At 61.4% G+C, this 20553-nt stretch carries 15 protein-coding genes and 1 pseudogene; 10 read left to right on the forward strand and 6 right to left on the reverse strand.

The genetic code is table 11. From position 1 onward, the window contains the following. Positions 1 to 83: 83 nt before the first annotated feature. The 4 genes from AB4N76_RS10635 to AB4N76_RS10650 all read left to right on the forward strand — a co-directional run bounded on the left by AB4N76_RS10635 (position 84) and on the right by AB4N76_RS10650 (position 3470). A complete protein-coding gene (locus tag AB4N76_RS10635; protein WP_027924348.1) occupies positions 84 to 794 on the forward strand; it encodes an ABC transporter ATP-binding protein in 711 nt (236 codons plus the stop codon). Position 795: 1 nt separating this feature from the next. Continuing rightward, positions 796 to 2061, forward strand: coding sequence for an ABC transporter permease (locus AB4N76_RS10640; RefSeq protein ID WP_077431186.1), 1266 nt, complete (start codon positions 796 to 798; stop codon positions 2059 to 2061). Positions 2062 to 2072: 11 nt separating this feature from the next. Continuing rightward, positions 2073 to 2591: a DUF3299 domain-containing protein gene (locus AB4N76_RS10645; RefSeq protein WP_046028806.1), complete on the forward strand. Its 519-nt coding sequence runs from the start codon at positions 2073 to 2075 to the stop codon at positions 2589 to 2591. Positions 2592 to 2768: 177 nt separating this feature from the next. After that, positions 2769 to 3470 (forward strand): OmpW/AlkL family protein, encoded by a 702-nt coding sequence (locus AB4N76_RS10650; protein ID WP_046028807.1) that lies wholly within the window; start codon positions 2769 to 2771, stop codon positions 3468 to 3470. 97 nt (positions 3471 to 3567) lie between these two features. On the opposite strand, the gene AB4N76_RS10655 is transcribed toward AB4N76_RS10650, so the two are convergent. Beyond that, entirely contained in the window at positions 3568 to 4497 is a 930-nt protein-coding gene (locus AB4N76_RS10655) for an NAD-dependent epimerase/dehydratase family protein (RefSeq protein ID WP_046028808.1), read from the reverse strand. Next, on the reverse strand, positions 4490 to 5374 hold the full coding sequence (locus tag AB4N76_RS10660; RefSeq protein ID WP_046028809.1) for a sugar nucleotide-binding protein: 885 nt from the start codon (positions 5372 to 5374) through the stop codon (positions 4490 to 4492). Before AB4N76_RS10660 ends, AB4N76_RS10655 begins: the two co-directional genes overlap by 8 nt. A 325-nt stretch (positions 5375 to 5699) precedes the next feature. Between AB4N76_RS10660 and AB4N76_RS10665 the strand changes: the two genes are divergently transcribed. Further along, entirely contained in the window at positions 5700 to 10016 is a 4317-nt protein-coding gene (locus AB4N76_RS10665; protein WP_460164452.1) for an Lhr family helicase, read from the forward strand. A gap of 115 nt (positions 10017 to 10131) precedes the next feature. On the opposite strand, the gene AB4N76_RS10670 is transcribed toward AB4N76_RS10665, so the two are convergent. After that, positions 10132 to 12255 carry a mechanosensitive ion channel family protein gene (locus AB4N76_RS10670; RefSeq protein WP_109787322.1) on the reverse strand — a complete coding sequence of 708 codons (2124 nt, stop codon included), beginning with the start codon at positions 12253 to 12255 and terminating at the stop codon, positions 10132 to 10134. A 330-nt stretch (positions 12256 to 12585) separates the two neighbouring features. Here AB4N76_RS10670 and AB4N76_RS10675 point away from each other — a divergent pair, with 330 nt between their 5' ends. The 3 genes from AB4N76_RS10675 to AB4N76_RS10685 are packed head-to-tail and all read left to right on the forward strand — an operon-like array spanning position 12586 to position 15648. Then, positions 12586 to 13383, forward strand: coding sequence for an endonuclease/exonuclease/phosphatase family protein (locus AB4N76_RS10675; protein WP_077431182.1), 798 nt, complete (start codon positions 12586 to 12588; stop codon positions 13381 to 13383). Next, positions 13380 to 14675 (forward strand): cardiolipin synthase ClsB, encoded by a 1296-nt coding sequence (gene clsB / locus AB4N76_RS10680; RefSeq protein WP_046028818.1) that lies wholly within the window; start codon positions 13380 to 13382, stop codon positions 14673 to 14675. The genes AB4N76_RS10675 and clsB overlap by 4 nt, the downstream gene beginning before the upstream one ends. Then, entirely contained in the window at positions 14662 to 15648 is a 987-nt protein-coding gene (locus AB4N76_RS10685) for a lysylphosphatidylglycerol synthase domain-containing protein (protein ID WP_460164453.1), read from the forward strand. The genes clsB and AB4N76_RS10685 overlap by 14 nt, the downstream gene beginning before the upstream one ends. A 113-nt stretch (positions 15649 to 15761) precedes the next feature. On the opposite strand, the gene AB4N76_RS10690 is transcribed toward AB4N76_RS10685, so the two are convergent. The 3 genes and pseudogenes from AB4N76_RS10690 to AB4N76_RS10700 all read right to left on the reverse strand — a co-directional run bounded on the left by AB4N76_RS10690 (position 15762) and on the right by AB4N76_RS10700 (position 18810). Continuing rightward, positions 15762 to 16520, reverse strand: a complete 759-nt coding sequence (locus AB4N76_RS10690; protein ID WP_460164454.1) for an alpha/beta hydrolase family protein — start codon at positions 16518 to 16520, stop codon at positions 15762 to 15764. Then, positions 16510 to 17619 carry a DUF3182 family protein gene (locus AB4N76_RS10695; protein WP_046028824.1) on the reverse strand — a complete coding sequence of 370 codons (1110 nt, stop codon included), beginning with the start codon at positions 17617 to 17619 and terminating at the stop codon, positions 16510 to 16512. The genes AB4N76_RS10690 and AB4N76_RS10695 overlap by 11 nt, the downstream gene beginning before the upstream one ends. A gap of 194 nt (positions 17620 to 17813) precedes the next feature. Then, positions 17814 to 18810: pseudogene (locus tag AB4N76_RS10700) on the reverse strand (GlxA family transcriptional regulator). A gap of 102 nt (positions 18811 to 18912) precedes the next feature. Between AB4N76_RS10700 and AB4N76_RS10705 the strand changes: the two are divergent. Both AB4N76_RS10705 and AB4N76_RS10710 read left to right on the forward strand, forming a co-directional pair. After that, the gene (locus AB4N76_RS10705) at positions 18913 to 19467 is read left to right on the forward strand and encodes a cysteine hydrolase family protein (RefSeq protein ID WP_046028827.1); all 555 of its coding nucleotides are present in this window, start codon (positions 18913 to 18915) and stop codon (positions 19465 to 19467) included. Positions 19468 to 19509: 42 nt separating this feature from the next. After that, entirely contained in the window at positions 19510 to 20334 is an 825-nt protein-coding gene (locus tag AB4N76_RS10710) for an alpha/beta fold hydrolase (protein ID WP_046028829.1), read from the forward strand. Positions 20335 to 20553 lie beyond the last annotated feature (219 nt).

Consider the following 20553-nt stretch of genomic DNA (forward strand, 5'->3'; position numbering starts at 1 on the left):
GCAGGTTTCGATTAGACCGCGTCATCGTTCATCGCGGACAAGCCATGCACCTACAGATCATCAACACCCATGAAATCGGCGCTATGACCCAAGCACTCATCGAACTGTCCGACCTGGGCTTCAGCTGGCCCGGTCACCCGCCGTTGCTGGACATCCCGGCGTTTCGCCTGGAGCCTGGCGAAACCCTGTTCCTCAAAGGCCCGAGCGGCAGTGGCAAAACCACTCTGCTGGGCCTGCTCGGTGGCGTGCAGAAACCTGATCGCGGCAGCATTCGCCTGCTCGGCCAGGAATTGACCGAACTCGGTGCCGGCGCCCGCGACCGCTTCCGCGTCGACCACACCGGTTACATCTTCCAGCAATTCAATTTGCTGCCATTCCTGTCGGTGCGCGAGAACGTCGAACTGCCCTGCCACTTCTCCAAATTGCGCGCCGAACGGGCGAAACAGCGCCACGGCAGCGTCGATCAGGCCGCGGCCACCCTCCTCGCCCATTTGGGTTTGAAGGATGAAAGCATCCTCAGCCGCCGCGCCGACTCGCTGTCCATCGGTCAGCAACAACGCGTGGCCGCGGCACGAGCGCTGATCGGCCAGCCGGAACTGGTCATCGCCGATGAGCCGACGTCGGCGCTGGACTACGACGCCCGGGAAAACTTCATTCGCCTGTTGTTCGCCGAATGCCGAGAAGCCGGGTCGAGCCTGTTGTTTGTCAGCCACGACCAGAGCCTCGCGCCGCTGTTCGATCGCAACCTGTCGCTGGCCGAGCTCAATCGCGCCGCCACCCCGTCCGAGGTCTGAGATGTATTTGTTTCGTCTAGCCATGGCCAGTCTGGCTAACCGGCGCTTCACCGCGATTCTCACCGCGTTCGCCATCGCCCTGTCGGTGTGCCTGCTGTTGGCGGTCGAGCGCGTGCGCACCGAAGCCAAAGCCAGTTTTGCCAGCACCATCAGCGGCACCGACCTGATCGTCGGCGCGCGCTCCGGTTCGGTGAACCTGTTGCTCTACTCGGTGTTTCGCATCGGCAATGCCACCAACAATATTCGCTGGGACAGTTTCGAACACTTCGCCAACAACCCGAAAGTGAAGTGGGCGATTCCAATGTCCCTCGGCGACTCCCATCGCGGCTACCGGGTGATGGGCACCACCGAGGCGTACTTCGAGCATTACCAGTACGGCCATCAGCAACACCTGGAACTGGCCGACGGCCGCGCTTTCGCCACCGACCCGTTTGAAGTAGTACTCGGCGCCGAAGTCGCGGATGCGCTGCACTACAAACTCGGCGACAAACTGGTGTTGGCCCACGGCGTGGCGGTGATCAGCCTGGTCAAGCACGACGACAAACCGTTCACCGTGGTCGGCATCCTCAAACGCACTGGCACGCCCGTGGACCGCACGTTGCACATCAGCCTTGGCGGCATGGAGGCGATCCATGTCGACTGGCACAACGGCGTGCCGGCGCAAGGAAAAGGCCGAATCAGTGCCGATCAGGCACGCAACATGGACCTCACGCCGCAAGCGATCACCGCGTTCATGCTCGGCCTCAACAGCAAGATTTCGACCTTTGCGTTGCAACGTGAAATCAACGAATTCCGTGGTGAACCGATGCTGGCGATCCTGCCCGGCGTGGCGCTTCAAGAGCTGTGGAGTTTGATGAGCACGGCGGAAAAAGCCTTGTTCGTGGTTTCACTGTTCGTGGTGCTGACCGGGTTGATCGGCATGCTCACGGCGATTCTCACCAGCCTGAATGAACGTCGCCGCGAGATGGCGATTCTGCGCTCGGTCGGCGCCCGGCCTTGGCACATCGCGACCTTGCTGGTGCTCGAGGCCTTTGCCTTGGCGCTGTCCGGGGTGATTGCCGGCGTGGCGCTGCTGTATGTGTGCATCGCCGCCGCCCAGGGTTACGTGCAAGCCAATTACGGTTTGTACCTGCCGCTGGCGTGGCCGAGCGAGTATGAATGGACGCTGCTCGGTGGCATCCTGATCGCCGCTTTGTTGATGGGCAGCGTGCCGGCCTGGCGCGCGTATCGCCAATCGTTGGCCGATGGCCTGTCGATCCGACTATGAGGACGTTGAACATGCCCCGCGCCTTGCTTGCGCTGCTGATGCTGGTCGCCCTGCCCCTGTGGGCGGCCGAGCCGAAAGACCTGACCTGGTCGGAAATGATCCCGCCGGACGCCGCGCCGGAAGTGCCGAACATGACGCCGCTGCACGACTTGTCGCAGATGAGCAGCACGCTGTCTGCCGAGTCAGCGCCCGCCGCCAAGCAGGACATGCCCAATGCGCCGGTGGTGAACAGCCTTGATGGCCAGAACATTCGCCTGCCGGGCTACATCGTGCCGCTGGAAGTCGGTGAAGACGGGCGTACCACCGAGTTTTTGCTGGTGCCGTATTTCGGCGCCTGCATCCATGTGCCGCCACCACCGTCAAACCAGATCGTGCATGTAAAAAGCGAAGTCGGCGTGAAGCTTGATGAGCTGTATCAGCCGTACTGGATCGAGGGCGCGATGCAGGTCAAGGCGTCGACCAGTGAGCTGGCGGATGCCGGGTATCAGATGGAAGCGGACAAGATTTATGTGTATGAATTGCCCGAATGAATCCGGTAATTCTGAGTCACTCACAAGGGTGCGACGATTCGACTTGACCGCGATGGGGCTATCAAATTCACCACAAAACCCGGTCATCACAGTTTCATTGAGCTGAATCAAAAGACCGTATCAGGCAGCTTTGTACCATTGGACATCAAAAATTTTTAACGTCCTTTGGAGCCTCCCATGCACAAGTCTTTGCTCAGTGCCTCGCTGATTACCCTCGCGCTCGCCACCCCGCTCGCCCACGCCTTCGAGGCAGGCGATATCCTGATTCGTGCCGGTGCAATCACCGTCAACCCTAAAGCCGACAGCTCCAGCGTCAAGGTCGACCAGGGCCCGTTGGCCGGTACCAACCTGGGTGGCAAGGCCACCATGGACAGCGACACGCAACTGGGCCTGAACTTTGCCTACATGCTGGACAGCCACTGGGGGATCGAGCTGTTGGCGGCCACTCCGTTCGAGCATGACGTGAAACTCAAAGGCACTGCCCTGGGCTCAGCGGCCAACGGTAAACTCGGCACTCTGAAACACCTGCCACCGACCTTGAGCGTCGTGTACTACCCGCTGGACCCGAAGTCCGCTTTCCAGCCGTACCTCGGCGCCGGTATCAACTACACCGTGATCTACGACGAACACGTCGGCAGCGAAGCGCAGGCCAAGGGCTTCAGCAACTTCGAAGCGGATAACTCCTGGGGCATGGCGTTCCAGGTCGGCGCCGATTACATGATCACCGACAACATCTTGCTCAACGCCCAGGTGCGCTACATCGACATCGACACCACTGCGACCGTGGAAAACAACGGGATTGCGCCGGGCACTCGGGCCAAGGTCGACGTGGATGTAGACCCGTTCGTCTACATGGTAGGCCTGGGCTACAAGTTCTAAAGGTACATTCACGTGGTGGTGAATCGATCGCTCCCATGCTCTGCGTGGGAACGATCAGCAACAAAAAAGGCGCCTTAACAGGCGCCTTTTCTATTGGCTATCGTCCCAGCAACCGGGCCAATCCAACACTCATCGGTGTTTGCCCGGGTACGACAAAACGCTCCAGCAAACGCCGGTTACTCGCTCGCGAATGACGGATGTCACCGGAACGTGCCGGGCCAAAGCTCACGGGGGGCAGCTGGCCCACCACCGTCTCAAGGGCTTCGAGCATTTGCTTGAGACTGGTCGCCTGGTTCCAGCCGACATTCACCGCGCCGACTTCAACCTGCGGCATTTCGATGGCTTGCACCAGCAGGTCCACCAGATCCTCGACGTAAACGAAATCACGCGTCTGCTCGCCGTCACCGAAAACAGTGATCGGCAGGCCATTTTGCGCCCGCTCGCTGAAAATACTGATCACCCCGGAATACGGCGAGGACGGGTCCTGACGCGGGCCGAAAATGTTGAAGAAGCGGAAAATCACCGGTTCCAGCGCATGCTGGCGGCGGTAGAAATCGAAGTAGTGCTCACTCGCCAACTTGTCCGACGCGTAGGGCGTCAAGGGCGCCTTGGGGGTGTCCTCATCGATCGATTCACCTTCGCCATTGTTGCCGTAGACCGCTGCGCTGGAAGCGAACAGCACGCGTTTGACGCCTGCCTGGCGCATGGCTTCGCAGACATTCAGCGAGCCGACGAAGTTGCTCTGATGAGTCTTCACCGGATCATCCACCGACGCTTGCACCGAGGCCACTGCCGCCAAGTGCGCCACCGCGCTGCAACCGACCATCGCCTGAGCCACGAGCGACGCATCGGCGACATCACCGACAATCAATTCCAGGTTGGGGTTATCCATCGGCAGGTTGCTGCGTTTGCCGGTGGACAAGTCATCGAGAATGCGCACCGAATGCCCTTTGGCGAGCAAGGCATCGGTCAGGTGCGAACCGATAAAACCGGCGCCGCCGGTGATAAAAACAGGGCCGTCAGCCATGGCGATAAAACCTGTCCAGTAAGCCCGGAAGTGCCGCGCGCCAGGCGCGTGGCTTGATCCCGAACGTGTGCAAAATTTTCTTGCAGGCCAGCACCGCGTGTTGTGGCTCTTCGGCGGCGTCCGGTCGTGCGGCGTGAGCCTGGGCCGTCGGCGCTTCGATGGCCAACGGATGCAGGCTGCGTGCTTCAGTCAGGATGGCCTGCCCCAGCGCCAGCGGCGTGGTCGCCTCATGCCCGGCGTAATGATAGGTGCCCCACAGCGGCGCTGCACAATCGAGTTGTTTGAGCACCGAAATGATCACGCGGGCTGCATCGTCGACCGGAGTCGGGTTGCCCCGGCGGTCGTCGGCCAACAACAGTTCGTCAGGCGTTTCCGCTCGTGCAAGGAAGCGCCCGAGCGTGCCGTCAGGGCTGTCATCGAGCAACCAGCCAAAACGCAGCAGTACGTGCTGTGGACAGGTTGCGCGAACGCTTTGTTCGATGCGCCACAGTGACTGACCGCGTAGCCCCAGAGGAACCGGCTCATCTTTTTCGCTGTAGGCGGTGGCACGCGAGCCATCAAACACACGATAGCTCGAGGGTTGCAGCAGAACGATGTTGTGATGCTGGCACAGTTCGGCCAGACGCTCGATCGACCGCTCCTGCCCGGCCAGACGCACTTCGCTGACCGTCTCTGCCTGAAACCAGTCGAAGTAGTAGGCGAGATTGATCAACGCGTCCGGGCGGGTGTCGTCGAGCAGTTGCGTCAGGCTCGCGGCATCCCAGCCGTCTTGCGGGGGGCGGGGGGCGAGGAAACCGATGTCTTCCTCCGCACCGAGGCGAATCAGCGCCTGCCCAAGGGCATTTCCGCCGCCCAGTAACATAAGGCGCATTCGCATAGAGTCAGCAGGCCCAGTCTGATTGGAACGATGGCTTTATCGACAATGCCCGCAGGCAATGCCGTTGATAGTTGCCGGAATCGTTGCATTTTGCGGGTTTAGTGCGCAACCGTCATCCGTAAAGTGTAGATGCCCGGGATTTGTGCCGCCGGTGATGGCCCCTTCGCGGGCAAGCCCGCTCCCACAGGGATCTCCTATGAATACAAAATTTATGAACAACAGAAACCACTGTGGGAGCGGGCTTGCCCGCGATGAGGCCCTCAGGCTCGGCGAAGGGCTTGAATGGTACTTGCATCTGAACCACCCCACCCGCATAAATTACCCCATGAATCTGCCCATTCCCACGGACGCTGCACTGGCAGGCTTCCACCCCGCCGTCAGCGCCTGGTTCAGCAGCACCTTCCCGACGGTCACCGCCGCCCAGGCCCGGGCGTGGCCGTTGATCCGTCAGCGCCGCTCGACCCTGATCGCCGCGCCCACCGGATCTGGCAAAACCCTCACCGCTTTCCTCGCGGTCATCGACGACCTGGTTCACCGGGGCCTGGAAACCGACGACGGGCTGCCAGACGAAACCCTGGTGGTCTATGTCTCGCCGCTCAAGGCGTTGTCCAACGACATCCAGATCAACCTGCAAGACCCGCTCGCCGGGATCACCGAGCAACTGCGCGTGATGGGCCTGCCCCCCTTGCAGATCAACACCGCCGTGCGCACCGGCGATACACCGCAAAAAGATCGCTCGGCCATGCGCAAGACCGCACCGCACATTCTGGTGACCACGCCAGAATCCCTTTACGTGCTGCTCGGCTCCGATTCCGGCCGACAAATGCTCGGCACCACGCGCACGGTCATTGTCGATGAAATTCACGCCATCGCCGCCAGTAAACGCGGCAGCCACCTGGCCTTGAGCCTTGAGCGATTGCAGGCGCTGTGCGCAGATCCGCTGGTGCGCATTGGTCTGTCAGCCACGCAAAAACCCATCGAAGCGGTGTCGCGTTTTCTGGTGGGCCGTGACCGCCCTTGCGAGATCGTCGACATCGGCCACGCCCGTCCACGGGACCTGGACATCGAAGTGCCACCGGTGCCGCTATCGGCGGTCATGGCCAATGATGTGTGGGAGCTGGTCTATGACCGCCTCGCCGCCCTCGCCCGCGAACACCGGACCACACTGATTTTCGTCAACACCCGGCGACTCGCCGAACGCTTGAGCCGGCACCTGAGCGAACGCCTGGGCAAGGACGCCGTCGCCGCCCACCACGGCAGCCTGGCCAAAGAGTTTCGCCTGGACGCCGAACAACGGCTCAAGCGCGGCGACCTGCAAGTGCTGATCGCCACCGCTTCGCTGGAATTGGGCATCGACATTGGCGACGTAGACCTGGTGTGCCAAATCGCCTCGCCGCGCTCGATTTCAGGGCTTCTGCAACGGGTCGGCCGCTCCGGGCACCAGGTCGGCGGTACGCCCAAGGGCCGTTTGTTTGCCACCACTCGCGACGACCTGATCGAATGCGCCGCCCTGCTCGATTGTGTACGACGCGGTGAACTCGATACGTTGCAGATCCCCGAGGCACCGCTGGACGTGCTCGCCCAGCAAATCATTGCCGAGGTCAGTTGCCAGGAATGGCCGGAACAGGCGCTGCTGGAGATGTTGCGCAACGCCTCGCCCTACGCCGGGCTCGACGAAAAGCACTATCAGGCGCTGCTGCACATGCTTGCCGAGGGTTACAACGGTCGTCAGGGTATCCGCAGCGCTTACCTGCATCGCGACGCCGTGACCCGTACTTTACGCGGTCGTCGGGGTGCCAAACTGACCGCTGTGACCAGTGGCGGGACTATTCCGGACAACGCCGACTACAGCGTCTTGCTGGAGCCCCAAGGGCTGAACATCGGCAGCGTCAACGAAGACTTTGCGGTGGAAAGCATTGCCGGGGATGTGTTCCAGCTGGGCAATACCTCCTACCGGATCCTGCGGGTCGACACTGGCAAGGTCCGGGTCGAAGACGCTCAGGGGCAACCGCCGACCATTCCGTTCTGGCTCGGTGAAGCGCCCGGTCGCAGCGCCGAACTGTCCTTTGCCGTCGCTCGCTTGCAGGCGCACCTCGACGACCTGCTCGGCGCTACACCGGGCCATCTGCAACCGGCCCTCGACTGGCTGACCGACACCCTCGGCCTCAACCTCGACAGCGCCGGGCAACTGGTGGATTACCTCGCCCGAGCGCGCCTGACGCTCGGCGCCCTGCCGTCACAAGACACGCTGCTGATGGAGCGGTTTTTCGACGAGTCCGGCGGTACACAACTGATCATCCACACGCCGTTCGGCAGCCGCATCAACCGGGCCTGGGGCCTGGCCCTGCGCAAACGCTTCTGCCGCACCTTCAACTTCGAATTGCAGGCCGCCGCCAGCGAAGACGCCATTGTCCTGTCGCTGTCCACCAGCCACAGTTTCGAACTCGACGATGTCTGGCGCTACCTGCATAGCAACAGCGCCGAGCACATCCTGATTCAAGCAGTGCTCGATGCGCCGTTGTTCGGTGTGCGCTGGCGCTGGAATGCCGGCGTCGCCCTGGCATTGCCGCGCTACAGTGGCGGACGCAAAGTCGCGCCGCAGATCCAGCGGATGAAAAGCGAAGACTTGATTGCCAGCGTCTTCCCCGACCAGATTGCCTGCGTGGAAAACCTCGCCGGCGAGCGCGAAATTCCCGACCATCCGCTGGTGGAGCAAACCCTCGACGATTGCCTGCACGAGGCGATGGACAGTGACGGCTGGCTGGCGCTGCTGCGGCGCATGGAACGCGGTGATGTGCGGCTGATCAGCCGTGACTTGCCGGCGCCCTCCCCTTTGGCGGCCGAAATCCTCAGCGCCCGGCCCTACACTTTTCTCGACGATGCGCCGCTGGAAGAACGCCGCACGCAAGCGGTGCTCAACCGTCGCTGGACCGACCCGCAATCCACTGACGACCTCGGCGCGCTGGATGCCGAGGCGATTCAAGCGGTGCGCGATGAGGCTTGGCCGACACCTTCCGGCATCGATGAGATGCACGAGGCATTGATGAGCCTGGCGTGCATCACCGACGCGGAAGCGCAGGCCAATCCGCACTGGCTCGATTGGCTGAACGCCTTGGCCGACAGCGGTCGCGCCAGCCTTTTGCGGATCAACGCCGGGCAATCGTTGTGGCTGGCACTGGAGCGACTCACCTGTTTCAAATCGATTTATCCACAGGCCACGTTGTTGCCGGCACTGCAAGCGCTACCCGGCTTCGATGAAGTCTGGGAGCCCGACGAAGCGATGCATGAAGTGATTCGCGCGCGGCTCAGCGCCTTCGGGCCGTTACCGCTCGACGCCATTGCCGAACCGCTTGGATTGACAGTGAATCAAGTCACCCAGGCCTTGGCCCAACTGGAACGCGAAGGCTATGTATTGCGCGGTCGCTTCACACCCGGCGCCAGTGTGGAGCAATGGTGCGAACGGCATCTGCTGGCACGAATTCACCGCTACACGGTCAAGCGTCTGCGTCGGGAAATCGAGCCGGTGGCGTTGCAGGACTTCATGCGTTTTCTGTTCGACTGGCAGCACCTGTCGGCGGCGACTCAAGGCCAGGGCAGTGCCGTATTGCCGGCGATCATCAGTCAGTTCGAAGGCTACCCGGCCGCTGCGTCAGCCTGGGACAGCGATATGTTGCCCGGACGTATCAAAGACTATTCGCCGGGCTGGCTGGATGACCTGTGCCGAAGCGGAAAACTCGTCTGGACACGCCTGACCGCTCGCAACAAAGGCGCCAGCACGGCACTGCGCAGCACACCCATTGTGTTGTTGCCGCGCGGCCAGATCGGGTTATGGGTCAGCTTGACCGAGCAGACACCGGTCAGCGAGTTGTCGCCCAAGACGCAAAAGGTCTATGAAGCGCTCAGCCAACATGGCGCGCTGTTTTTCGATGAGTTGATTCATGAAGCGCACCTGTTGCGCTCGGAACTGGAAATCGCCTTGCAGGAATTGGTCGGTGCGGGGCTTGTGAACGCTGACAGCTTCGCCGGGTTGCGGGCGCTGATTACCCCGGCCAGCAAACGCCAGAATCGCAGCAGCCGACGCGGGCGCGGAGCGTTTGTGGGCGGCATGGACGATGCCGGTCGCTGGGCCCTGTTGCGACGCGGGCCTGCCGCGCCGGTTGTGGATAACAAACGCCCGGCGCCCACACCCAACGAAACCCTGGAACACATCGCCATGACCTTGCTGCGGCGCTATGGCGTGGTGTTCTGGCGCTTGCTGGAGCGTGAGGCGGATTGGCTGCCAAGTTGGCGCGAATTGCTGCGCACATTTCACCGACTGGAGGCACGGGGCGAAATACGTGGCGGGCGGTTTGTCAGTGGTCTGGCGGGGGAGCAGTTTGCGCTGCCCGAGGCGATCCCGTTACTGCGCGAAGTACGCCGACGGCCGCATGACGGCAGTTTGATCGCGGTGTGCGGGGTTGACCCGCTGAACCTGGCAGGCACGCTTTTACCGGGCGTGAAAGTGCCGGCGTTGGCGAGTAATCGGTTGGTGTACCGCGATGGATTGCCGGCGGCGGCGGAGATTGCCGGCAAGCAGCATTTCTGGATGGAGCTGGATCAGCAGGCGACTGCTGAATTGCACAACAAACTGATCCGGCATTGATCGTTCCCACGCTCTGCGTGGGAATGCAGCCAGAGACGCTCTGCGTCTCAAGAGTGGACGCGGAGCGTCCGGTGAGGCATTCCCACGCAGAGCGTGGGAACGATCTGTCCTGGTACTACTGGGTACGCGGCTGATCCGGCAGCAACACCGACGAATGCTCCGGCGCCAGCCCGCCCTCTCCCTCATCCACCTGCCGCTGGGGAATAAAAACCTGCTGTGGATAAGTCTGCGCGAAATGCACCCAAGGGCTGTTATCCACAAGCTTTTTCAATCGCTGGTTGAAGGCTCGGCTCACCGCATACTGCCCGCCCGACACCGTACGGAACTGCGCCGTCAGCACCACGCCGTTGAGGTCCATTTTGTCGACCCCGAATACGTCGAGCGGTCCTTGCAGGTTGTACTTGAGAAACGGGTCGTCGCTGATCGAATGCCCGGCCTCGCGAATCAACTCAATCGCCTTGTCGACATCCGTGTCGTAGGTGAACTGCACCGAGAAGAACGCATAAGCAAACTGTCGGGACTGGTTAGTCACCGCCTTGATCTGGCCGAACGGCACCGAGTGCACAAAGCCCTTGCCGTCACGCAGACGCAGGGTGCGGATGGTCAGGCCTTCGACCGTGCCGGCATGCCCGGAATCGAGCACCACCCAATCGCCAATCGACAGGGTGTCTTCGATGATGATGAACAGCCCGGTAATCACATCCTGCACCAGTTGCTGGGAGCCGAAACCGATGGCCAGCCCCACCACCCCGGCGCCGGCCAGAAACGGCGCGACATTGATCCCGAGATTGGCCATGGTGGTGATCGCACAGATCACCACCAGCAGGATTTTGATCGCATTGCGCAGCAGCGGCAGGATGGTTTTCACCCGCGTGCTCGGTTGGCGTGCCGAGCGTTTGCTGACCGGTGGTTTCAGGGCCTCCTGAATCGCCGTGTCGAGCACCACCCAGACCATCCAGGTCATCAGGAAAATCAAGCCGATGCGGCTCAGCGAATCACTGATCGCCCGGCCGACCGAATTGCTCACCGCGAACTCGAAGAGTGACACCCCCCAGATACGTCCCAGGATGTCGATGAACACAATTGCCATGCCGATCCGCAGCAAGGCGTGAGAAAGGCTCAGGAAGCGCTCTTTATAGGCATTGCTGCGCCGTACCGCTTGCTCGCTGCGGGACTTGAACAGGTGATGCAACGTGGTGCTGAGGAACACCGTCGCGATCAACAGAACCGTGGTGAGCAGTGCACTGCGCAACACCTGCTGATTGTCATCGCTGATGCTGACCAGGTTCATGATCGACACCATCACCATCAACAGGATCGGCCAGTACCACAGGCCGGAAAATATCCGCAGCGTCTCGCGCAGTGCAGGCTGACTCTGACGCTGGGCCAACGGCAGAACGCGGATCAGATGCGCGACTGGACGACGCATTTTGATCACCAGCAAACCGAAGGAAATCGACGCCCCCAGCCCGGTCAATACCGCGATGCTGCTGGTGAGATTGCCACCCAGTTGGTGGGCGATTTGCGGGCTGGTCAGGGCATCGCTGATCGCGACCAGAAAGCCGATGCCAAACAGTGGTCGCGGGCTGAATTGACGAAGGATCTGCACCGCCCGGCGCTTGTGCCCGGTGTTGAACAGGACCACCAGCGTCATGACCAGCGAGGCGGCAAAGATCCCGCTGCTGGTGGCATAGGCGAAACACAGCGCCAGCGCCCGCCCGGCTGACACGGGCAGGAAGTGGCTGACAAAAATCGTCAGCGGCAGGCTGACCAGCGCCGGAATGCTGTAAGGCAATGCATAACCGAGCACGGCTTGGCCGCGTTCTCGTGTGAGCAGCAAGCGGTGCTCGCTCAGTCGCTTGGCCAACAACCCGCCGAGCAGCCAGAGCAACGCAAAGACGCCCACCCACACGCCGGACAACAGCAGGAAATCCCCCGCCACGCTCCAGCTGGAACGCGCCGATGGATGATTGACCAGTTGATCCACTTCATCCGCCGCGCGGTCTGCGCGCAGACGCCAGGCGTCGACCAGGCCTTCGTTGAGATCGAGTTTGCCCTGGACCTCATCAATGCTCGAACTGATGGCCCCCAGCAAACCGCCCTGGACCAGCGGTTCCGGGTGAGCCGGTGGCGTCGCGGCGCTGCTGGCCGGCATGCCCGGCAGCGCTGCCGCTTGCAGCCCGACGCTGGTGGTGAACAGAAGTAGCGCCAGCCATATCGCAGTCTTGAACGGATGCAAAACGCAGTGCTCCTTTTAGTGAGTCGATATGAACACGAAAGATCGCAGCCTTCGGCCGCGCCTACAAGCGTAGACCGGCAGGAAGTTTCAGACCTGGCGGTGTATGCGGGGCCAGCCCGATTGCTGCCGTACATCGCCCCCACGTTGGTTATTTTGTGGGCCTGTACCGTCCGTAGTTCCGTCGAAACTTTCTCGCTCGCCCCGCAGTCATCAAAAGACAGGGTTGTTCGAAGACCATCAGGCGGGAGGCGGCATGGCGGCGATTCATGTGGGTAGTTCAGGCTGGCGCTACAGCGTCCCCGGCAAACCGGTGGCCGAAGGCGTGCTGCCATGAACGTTTCCGAGCCGCTTGGCGCCGCCGACGAGCCATCGCCTATCCTCACCGCCGTGCGCAGCTTCACCGTGCTGACGGTCAACACGCACAAAGGGTTTACCGCGCTCAACCGGCGTTTCATCCTCCCGGAGTTGCGTGAAGCGGTGCGCAGCGTGTCCGCCGACGTGGTGTTTTTGCAGGAAGTCCACGGCACCCATGAACAGCATCCGCGGCGCTACAGCGATTGGCCGACGATGCCGCAATACGAATTCCTCGCCGACACCCTGTGGCCGCAGTTTGCCTATGGCCGCAATGCGGTTTACCCGGCGGGCGATCACGGCAATGCGCTGCTGTCGAAATTCCAGATCATTCGCCATGACAACCTCGACGTCTCGATCAGCGGCCATGAAAACCGCGGCATCCTGCATTGCGTGTTGCGCCTGCCCGGTGACGGTCAGGAGGTTCACGCCATTTGCGTGCACCTGGGGCTGCGCGAGACCCATCGCACCGAACAGCTCAAGCTATTGAGCCGACGCCTGGCGCAGTTGCCGGACGATGCTGCGGTGATCGTGGCCGGCGACTTCAATGACTGGCGCCAACGCGCCGATGCGTTGCTCAAACCCTGTGGCTTGCGCGAAGTGTTCGCCGAACATCACGGCAAACCGGCGCGCAGTTTTCCTGCGCGAATGCCGGCACTTCGACTAGACCGCATCTACGTGCGCAACCTCAAGGCCCACCGTCCGCAAGTGCTGGCGGCGCGTCCCTGGTCACACCTTTCCGACCATGCACCGCTGTCGGTGGAGATCGAGCTATGAGCAGCCCATCGATGGAAGAAGCCCGCGTGGAACACGTGTCCACTCCCCCGAAAACCCGAGAGCCCGCCGTGGTCGATGTCGACTATGGCTGGCAAGGCAACAACCGCGTCGAGTTGCTGGAAAACGGTGAGGAGTATTTCCCCAGGGTGTTCGAGGCCATGCGCCAGGCCAAGACGGAAATCCTCTTGGAAACTTTCATCGTGTTCGAGGACAAGGTCGGCAATGAAATGCAGCAAGTGCTGATCGACGCGGCTCGGCGCGGTGTGCGGGTCACGGCCAGCCTCGACGGTTTTGGCTGTGGCGAATTGAGCACCGGGTTTCTGGCCGCATTGAGCGAGGCCGGCGTACACATCCAGATATTCGACCCGGCGCCCAAGCGTCTGGGCATTCGCACCAACTGGTTCCGTCGCCTGCACCGCAAGATTGTCGTGGTCGACGGCGCGGTGGCCTTTATCGGCGGGATCAACTTTTCCGCCGACCATTTGGGCGACTTCGGCCCCGAGGCCAAACAGGATTATTCCGTTGAAGTGCAAGGCCCGGTGGTGGCCGACATTCATCACTTCGCGCTGTTGCAATGCGGTCGCCCGGCCCGGGCCAAATACTGGTGGCAGCGCCGTCGGCAACGGCGATCGGAACTGGCCCTGGACGATCATGACGGCCAGGTTCGCCTGGTGTACCGCGACAATGGCGACCACAGCACCGACATCGAAGAGGTGTATCGGCGGGTGCTGCGCAGTGCCAAACGCCGCGTGGTGATCGCCAACGCCTACTTCTTTCCCGGTTACCGGTTGCTGCGCGAGATCCGTAACGCGGCGCGCCGGGGCGTCGACGTGCGGCTGATTCTGCAAGGTCAACCAGACATGCTGGTGGCCAAACTCGCCGCACGCATGACCTACGACTATTTGCTCAAGTCCGGTGTACAGATTCATGAGTATTGCCAACGGCCGCTGCACGGCAAAGTCGCGTTGGTCGATGAGGATTGGAGCACCGTCGGCTCAAGCAACCTCGACCCGCTGAGCCTGTCGATGAACCTGGAAGCCAACGTATTGATCCGCGACCGCGCGTTCAATCGCACGTTGTTTGAACGCCTTGAACACCTGAGCGACAACCACTGCAAAGCCATGTCCGTCGACACTGCGCCGCGCGGCCGCATCTGGCACATGACGGTCGGCTTTCTGGTGTTCCACTTCCTGCGGCACTTCCCGGCCTGGGCGGGTTGGCTGCCGGCACACAAGCCGCGCCTCAAGCCCTTCACCCAGCCGACCGGGAGCGATCATCATGAGCCACGCTGAAGCGCATTCGGGCAGTCACACCGAGCACCCCGGCAAGTCTCGCTGGAGCCGCTGGAAACGGCCGTTGACGATGCTGTTTTTCCTGGCCCTGATTGTCTTGCTGACGATGCTGGCCGAGCGCCTCGAATGGGACGAAGTGTTCAACACCCTGGCCGATTTCAAGGTGCGAACGCTGGTCATCGCTTCAGGACTGACGCTGCTGAGTTTTCTGGTGTACGCCAGTTTCGACCTGATCGGCCGCACCTACATTCGCCAAAACCTGACGTGGAAACAGATCCTGCCGGTGGGGATCATCAGCTATGCCTTCAACCTCAACCTGAGTGCATGGGTGGGGGGCATCGCCATGCGCTATCGCCTGTATTCACGGTTGGGGGTGAGCAAGGGCAACATCGCGAAAATCCTCGGTTTGAGCCTGGCGACCAACTGGTTCGGCTACATGGTGATTGCCGGCGCGGTGTTCAGCAGCGGACTGGTGCGCATGCCGCCCGGCTGGAAACTGAGCAGTGGCGCATTACAAGGCGTGGGCGTGTTGTTGCTGATTGTGAGCGCGGGTTATCTGGCGGCCTGCCGGTTTTCCAAGCGGCGTGAATGGGCCATTCGCGGGTTGGAAATTGATCTGCCGTCATTGCGCATGGCCGTGCTGCAACTGGCCCTCGGCGCGCTGAACTGGTCGTTGATGGCGGCGGTGATTTTTACCTTGTTGCCGAGCAAGCTCGACTACCCACTGGTGCTGGGTGTGTTGCTGATCAGCGCCATCGCCGGGGTCATCACCCATATTCCGGCGGGGCTTGGCGTGCTGGAGGCCGTGTTCGTGGCGCTGCTGCAACACGAGGTTTCGCGGGGAAGCCTGGTGGCCGGGTTGCTGGCGTACCGGGCGATCTATTTCATCCTGCCGCTGTTGATTACGCTGGTGATGTATCTGGTGGTGGAGGCCAAGGCCAAGTCGTTGCGGATATCGAAGAAACCTTCTTGAGTATGTGGTGAGTCGAAGGCCGCCATCGCGAGCAAGCTCGCTCCCACAGGGGAATGCGTTCCAAATGTGGGAGCGAGCTTGCCCGCGATGGTCTCCAAAACACCGAAGATTTTTCAGCGGGACTGAATAATGCTCAACCGTTCGCCCACCACCATTTCGGTAATCCAGTCCACCAGGATCGAGGTGTACGCCTGCTGCGAAACAGGGTCGCTCAACGCGTGATCGGCACCGTCGATAATCCGGTGGGTCAGCGAGTGAGTCTGCTGACAGGCCGCGCGGTAACTCATGATGGTTGCGTGCGGCACATAGTCGTCCGTCTCGGACTCCACCAGCAGCACATCACCGGTGAATTGCGAACAGGCATGCAGCGCGCGGTTACTGTCGGGACGGATCAGCGTAGCGCGGTAATCGCGCAGATCGGTCTTGTCCAGGTCACGCTTGGGTGTGTGCCATTGATCGTCGCGATACAGCGCCGGCACCCGCAGCGCCAGCCAGCGCACCGGACGCAATGACGTCAGGATCGAGGCCAGGTAACCGCCATAACTGGTGCCGACCACGGCGATGGCCGATGTGTCGAGCGCCGGGTGCGCGAGCAGGCGGTCATACGCCGCCAACAGGTCGCGCAAGTTGTCTTCGCGGGTGACGCGCGTCAGCGGAATACCGGTGCCCCCGGTGTGGCCGCGCAAGTCGAACGTCAGGCACACGCACCCAAGACCGGCGATGCCTTTGGCCCGTTCCAGGTCCCGTTCCTGGCTGCCACCCCACCCGTGCACAAACAGCACGCCGGGAACCTTCGATTTGGGGCTCAGAAAAGTCCCGCTCATCTGTTCATCGTCGATGTCGATCTGAATGGTTTCGCTTCTAGCCGTCATAGGATTTGACCGTTACGTACTTGAGTAGAAAGTCACTGGTTTGCGCTGGCCCGCGATACACCTCGATGGCGTCCGCAGGCAGCGGCTGATCGATGTAGGTTTCGACAGACGACACGCGAATCGCGCGCATCCCCGGATCGTTGACGAAGCTCTGCAACGCCGCCACTTCCGCGCTGCTGGCGCCGCCCATGCGCCAGGATTGTTCCAGCACGCCGCTGCGTTGTTGGCCGTTACAGTCCAGGCCCTGGGCGATGTCGTAGTTGCGCCGTGAGGCATAGAAACCGGGATAGGCCTCGTCCGCAGCGCGGTCGAACACCTGCGCCTGCCGGATCGCCAACCGCACATCGTCAGGCAACGGCAGCTTGAGCAAGTCCTCGTAGTCACCCGGCACCACCAACAGGTTGGAACCGCCATACACCTGCTCGCCCTGAGCATCCTCAGTCAAGTATTGATCACCGCAGTAACTCAGCACGGTGTCGCCGATGAAACTCTGGCCGACGCTGTGGGTGATCACGTTGTCCAGATCCTGTTCCAGCACCACACCTTCGGTGAACAACTTGCTGGCATCGGGCCTGGCGAGGACTTCGTCGAACTGGTCGAGGCTTTCGATCACCTCCTGGCCACGTCCGGCGCAGGCATGTACAGGCTTGAGGCGGATCGGGCCGTTGTAGAGCAAGTGTTCGGCGGCGGGTCGCGCATCGTCGAACGAGAACACGCTGAGGCCGTCCAGCACCACGCTGCGCACGCGCTCGGAAAACAGCGGTGACCAACCTGGCGGGGCGTAGGCATTTTTATTGAGCAAGCCGTGGCTGATGGCTTTGGTGCAGATGAAATCGTGATCGACGTAACCGCCCCACAAATCTTGCGGCCCTTTGACGCCGACTTGCCGGGCGGCATCGGTGCCGACCAGGGTTTGCGTCGGTAGCAGATACAGGTCACGACCGTTGTGCAGTTCCCGATCGAAACTGCCCCCGTACTTGAGGCCCAGAATCTGCGCCAGCCAACGGGCCAGTGCACGATTGGTTTCAACTTCGTGCAAGGGTGCATCCGGGTGCACGGAATGGGCGACCACCAGTTTCCTGCGGTTTGTTGGGGTCATGCGTCCCCCTTCAATCGGCGCTTGATGAGTGTAGAGGGAGAGGTGCAGAGATCAGGCCAAGCGGCGGGCGCCGCCAACAACTTTTAAATCAGATAGTTGCGCAAAGGGTAATGGCACCAGGCCTGTTTTATTCTGCACGACAGCCTGCATTTTGCACGATTCAAACCTGGCGCATGGGCTATGTAATGATCTGGCTACCGTGGGGTTGCTGCCGTCGGTGAGACACCAAACCGTGTCCGGTAATCGCTCGGCGCCAGCCCGGTGATCTTCTTGAAGGTCGAGCGAAACGCACCGGGGTCCTGATAACCCACGGTCCAGGCGATGTGATCGATGGTGCCGTTGGTGAATTCGAGCATCTCCCGGGCCTTGCCGACCCGCAGGTGCTGGCAGTACTCGGTTGGCTTGAGCCCGGTGGCTGCGCGGAATCGGCGCAGGAACGTGCGCTCTTCCAGTCCCGCCCGCTCAGCCATGGCCGTCAGTGACACATCGGTCGCGCCGGTGCTTTGCAGCCAATGCTGGACCTTGAGAATCGACGCATCGCCATGACTGAGAATCGGTGAAAAGTTGCTCCCGCATTCGCTGGCACTGTCGCTGTGTTCCACCACCAGAAACCGCGCCGTGCCGGTCGCAATACTCGGCCCCAGCAAACGGTCGACCAGGCGCAACCCCAACTCGGACCAGGCCATCAGTCCGGCCGTGGTAATCAGGTCGCCGTCATCGACGATGGGCGTGTCAGCCTTGAGTTTGATCGCTGGGTAACGCTCCGCGAAGCGCTTTGGCCGAGGTCCAGTGCGTGGTGGCGCTGCGGCCGTCGAGCAGGCCGCTTTCGGCCAATAGAATGGAGCCTACGCAGACGCCACCGAGCGTCGCGCCGCCCGCGTGTTGCTGGCGAACCCAGTCGAGCAATGCCGGTGGCACCTGGCCTGCGTAAAAACTGGCAATCGACGGCGGGATCAACACAGCCACCAAGGCCGAGTCCGGCGCGGGATGACTGTCGTAGACCCGAACGGGCGCCTGATCGCCCTCTATCCGCCAATGGCTGACTCGCAGCAGCGGCAACTGCGCAGACTGATGCTCGGTGGCGATCCGGTTGGCCACGTCGAACAAATCCGTCAGCCCATGCACCGCCGCCATCTGCGCACCGGGATAAATCAGCACGCCCAGCTCGGCGATTGCCCTTTTTGCATCCATTGTCAGTTTTCCCCCTTCTATTGTCGGTGCGGCCAATCCTCGGACGGCCTGCTAAACCCAATACTTCATCCCACACCCAACAAGCACTTCGAGGAAACAGTCATGGCCAAGCAAGCACTCATCGTAGTTGATATCCAAAACGACTACTTCCCACAAGGCAAATGGCCGCTGGTCGGCGCCGACGCCGCTGCCGATAACGCCGTTCGCCTGCTCAAGGCGTTTCGTGAGGCCGGTGATTCGGTGGTGCACATCCGCCACGAATTCACCTCCGAAGAAGCACCGTTCTTCACCCCGGGCTCCGAAGGCGCAAAGCTGCACCCCAAGGTCCTCAACCAGGCCAATGAGCCGGTGGTCCTCAAGCACTTCGTCAACTCGTTCCGCGAAACCGACCTGAAATCGATCCTAGATGAGCAAGGGGTCAAGGAGCTGGTGGTGGTCGGCAGCATGAGCCACATGTGCGTCGACGGCATCACTCGCGCCGCCAATGACTTCGGCTACGCTGTCACGGTCATCCACGACGCCTGCGCCTCCCGGGACCTGGAGTTCAACGGTGTGACCGTACCGGCTGCCCACGTACACGCCGCCTTCATGTCGGCGCTGGGTTTTGCCTACGCCAAGGTAGTGTCCACCGACGAGTTCCTCGCCGCCAGCTTCTAAATGTAAACGCCCGATTCACGTACTTCATTGGAGATCATCGACATGGCTACTCTGACGACTCGCGAAGGCAACACCCTTTACTACAAGGACTGGGGCAGCGGACAACCGGTGGTGTTCAGCCACGGCTGGCCTTTGAGCGCCGACAGTTGGGAATCGCAGATGCTGCACTTCGCCAACAACGGTTTCCGTGCCATCGCGCATGATCGTCGGGGCCATGGCCGATCGAGCCAGCCGTGGGACGGCAACGACATGGATCACTATGCCGATGACCTGGCCGAGTTGATCGAACACCTGGATTTGAAGGACGTGATTCTTTTCGGCTTTTCTACCGGCGGCGGTGAAGTTGCACGCTACATCGGTCGCCACGGCACACGCCGTCTGGCCAAGGCCGGGCTGATTTCCGCCGTACCGCCGCTGATGCTGAAAACCGAGAGCAATCCCAAAGGCCTGCCGATTGAAGTGTTTGACGGCATCCGTGCGGCGTCTATCGCCGACCGGTCGCAGCTCTACAAGGATGTTGCCAGCGGGCCATTCTTTGGCTTCAACCGCCCCGGCGCCACGTCATCGCAAGGGTTGATCGACTCGTTCTGGATGCAAGGCATGATGGGCGGTCACAAGAACACCCTGGACAGCATCAAGGCCTTCTCGGAAACGGATTTCCGTGACGACCTGAAAAAGTTTGATGTGCCGACCTTGATCATCCACGGCGATGACGACCAGATTGTGCCGATTCAGGCGGCGGGGCTTGAGAGCAAGCGATTGATCGAGCATGCCGAGCTGATTGTGTATCCGGGAGCGCCGCATGGGCTGACGGATACCCATAAAGAGCAAGTGAACGCGGACATGCTGGCCTTCGCCAAAGGCTGAGAAATACTTTGAAATACCACAGGGCCCGCCATGCTGCGGGCCTTTTGGCGTATGGCCGAAAAAACTCACGCGTGAGCCATTGATGACGCTGTATTTTGGGCGTAGGGTTTCTCACGCGTGAGATGTTCACAACGGAGTCACTGCCATGCAAAGCCGCTCCCCGTCAGGTTCGCCTGTCGAGCCTGCTGCATCAAAGAGCCCCAAGGGTGAGCGCTCGAA

This window comes from Pseudomonas sp. S2_F03, assembly GCF_054668335.1.

What these genes read in the sequence shown, in the direction of transcription:
- AB4N76_RS10650 (WP_046028807.1), top strand. Translation starts at nt 2,769, where the DNA reads ATGCACAAGTCTTTGCTCAGTGCCTCGCTGATTACCCTCGCGCTCGCC.
- AB4N76_RS10660 (WP_046028809.1), bottom strand. Translation starts at nt 5,374, where the DNA reads ATGCGAATGCGCCTTATGTTACTGGGCGGCGGAAATGCCCTTGGGCAG.
- AB4N76_RS10705 (WP_046028827.1), top strand. Translation starts at nt 18,913, where the DNA reads ATGGCCAAGCAAGCACTCATCGTAGTTGATATCCAAAACGACTACTTC.
- AB4N76_RS10640 (WP_077431186.1), top strand. Translation starts at nt 796, where the DNA reads ATGTATTTGTTTCGTCTAGCCATGGCCAGTCTGGCTAACCGGCGCTTC.
- AB4N76_RS10645 (WP_046028806.1), top strand. Translation starts at nt 2,073, where the DNA reads ATGCCCCGCGCCTTGCTTGCGCTGCTGATGCTGGTCGCCCTGCCCCTG.
- AB4N76_RS10635 (WP_027924348.1), top strand. Translation starts at nt 84, where the DNA reads ATGACCCAAGCACTCATCGAACTGTCCGACCTGGGCTTCAGCTGGCCC.
- AB4N76_RS10710 (WP_046028829.1), top strand. Translation starts at nt 19,510, where the DNA reads ATGGCTACTCTGACGACTCGCGAAGGCAACACCCTTTACTACAAGGAC.
- AB4N76_RS10675 (WP_077431182.1), top strand. Translation starts at nt 12,586, where the DNA reads ATGAACGTTTCCGAGCCGCTTGGCGCCGCCGACGAGCCATCGCCTATC.
- clsB (WP_046028818.1), top strand. Translation starts at nt 13,380, where the DNA reads ATGAGCAGCCCATCGATGGAAGAAGCCCGCGTGGAACACGTGTCCACT.
- AB4N76_RS10695 (WP_046028824.1), bottom strand. Translation starts at nt 17,619, where the DNA reads ATGACCCCAACAAACCGCAGGAAACTGGTGGTCGCCCATTCCGTGCAC.
- AB4N76_RS10685 (WP_460164453.1), top strand. Translation starts at nt 14,662, where the DNA reads ATGAGCCACGCTGAAGCGCATTCGGGCAGTCACACCGAGCACCCCGGC.
- AB4N76_RS10655 (WP_046028808.1), bottom strand. Translation starts at nt 4,497, where the DNA reads ATGGCTGACGGCCCTGTTTTTATCACCGGCGGCGCCGGTTTTATCGGT.
- AB4N76_RS10665 (WP_460164452.1), top strand. Translation starts at nt 5,700, where the DNA reads ATGAATCTGCCCATTCCCACGGACGCTGCACTGGCAGGCTTCCACCCC.
- AB4N76_RS10690 (WP_460164454.1), bottom strand. Translation starts at nt 16,520, where the DNA reads ATGACGGCTAGAAGCGAAACCATTCAGATCGACATCGACGATGAACAG.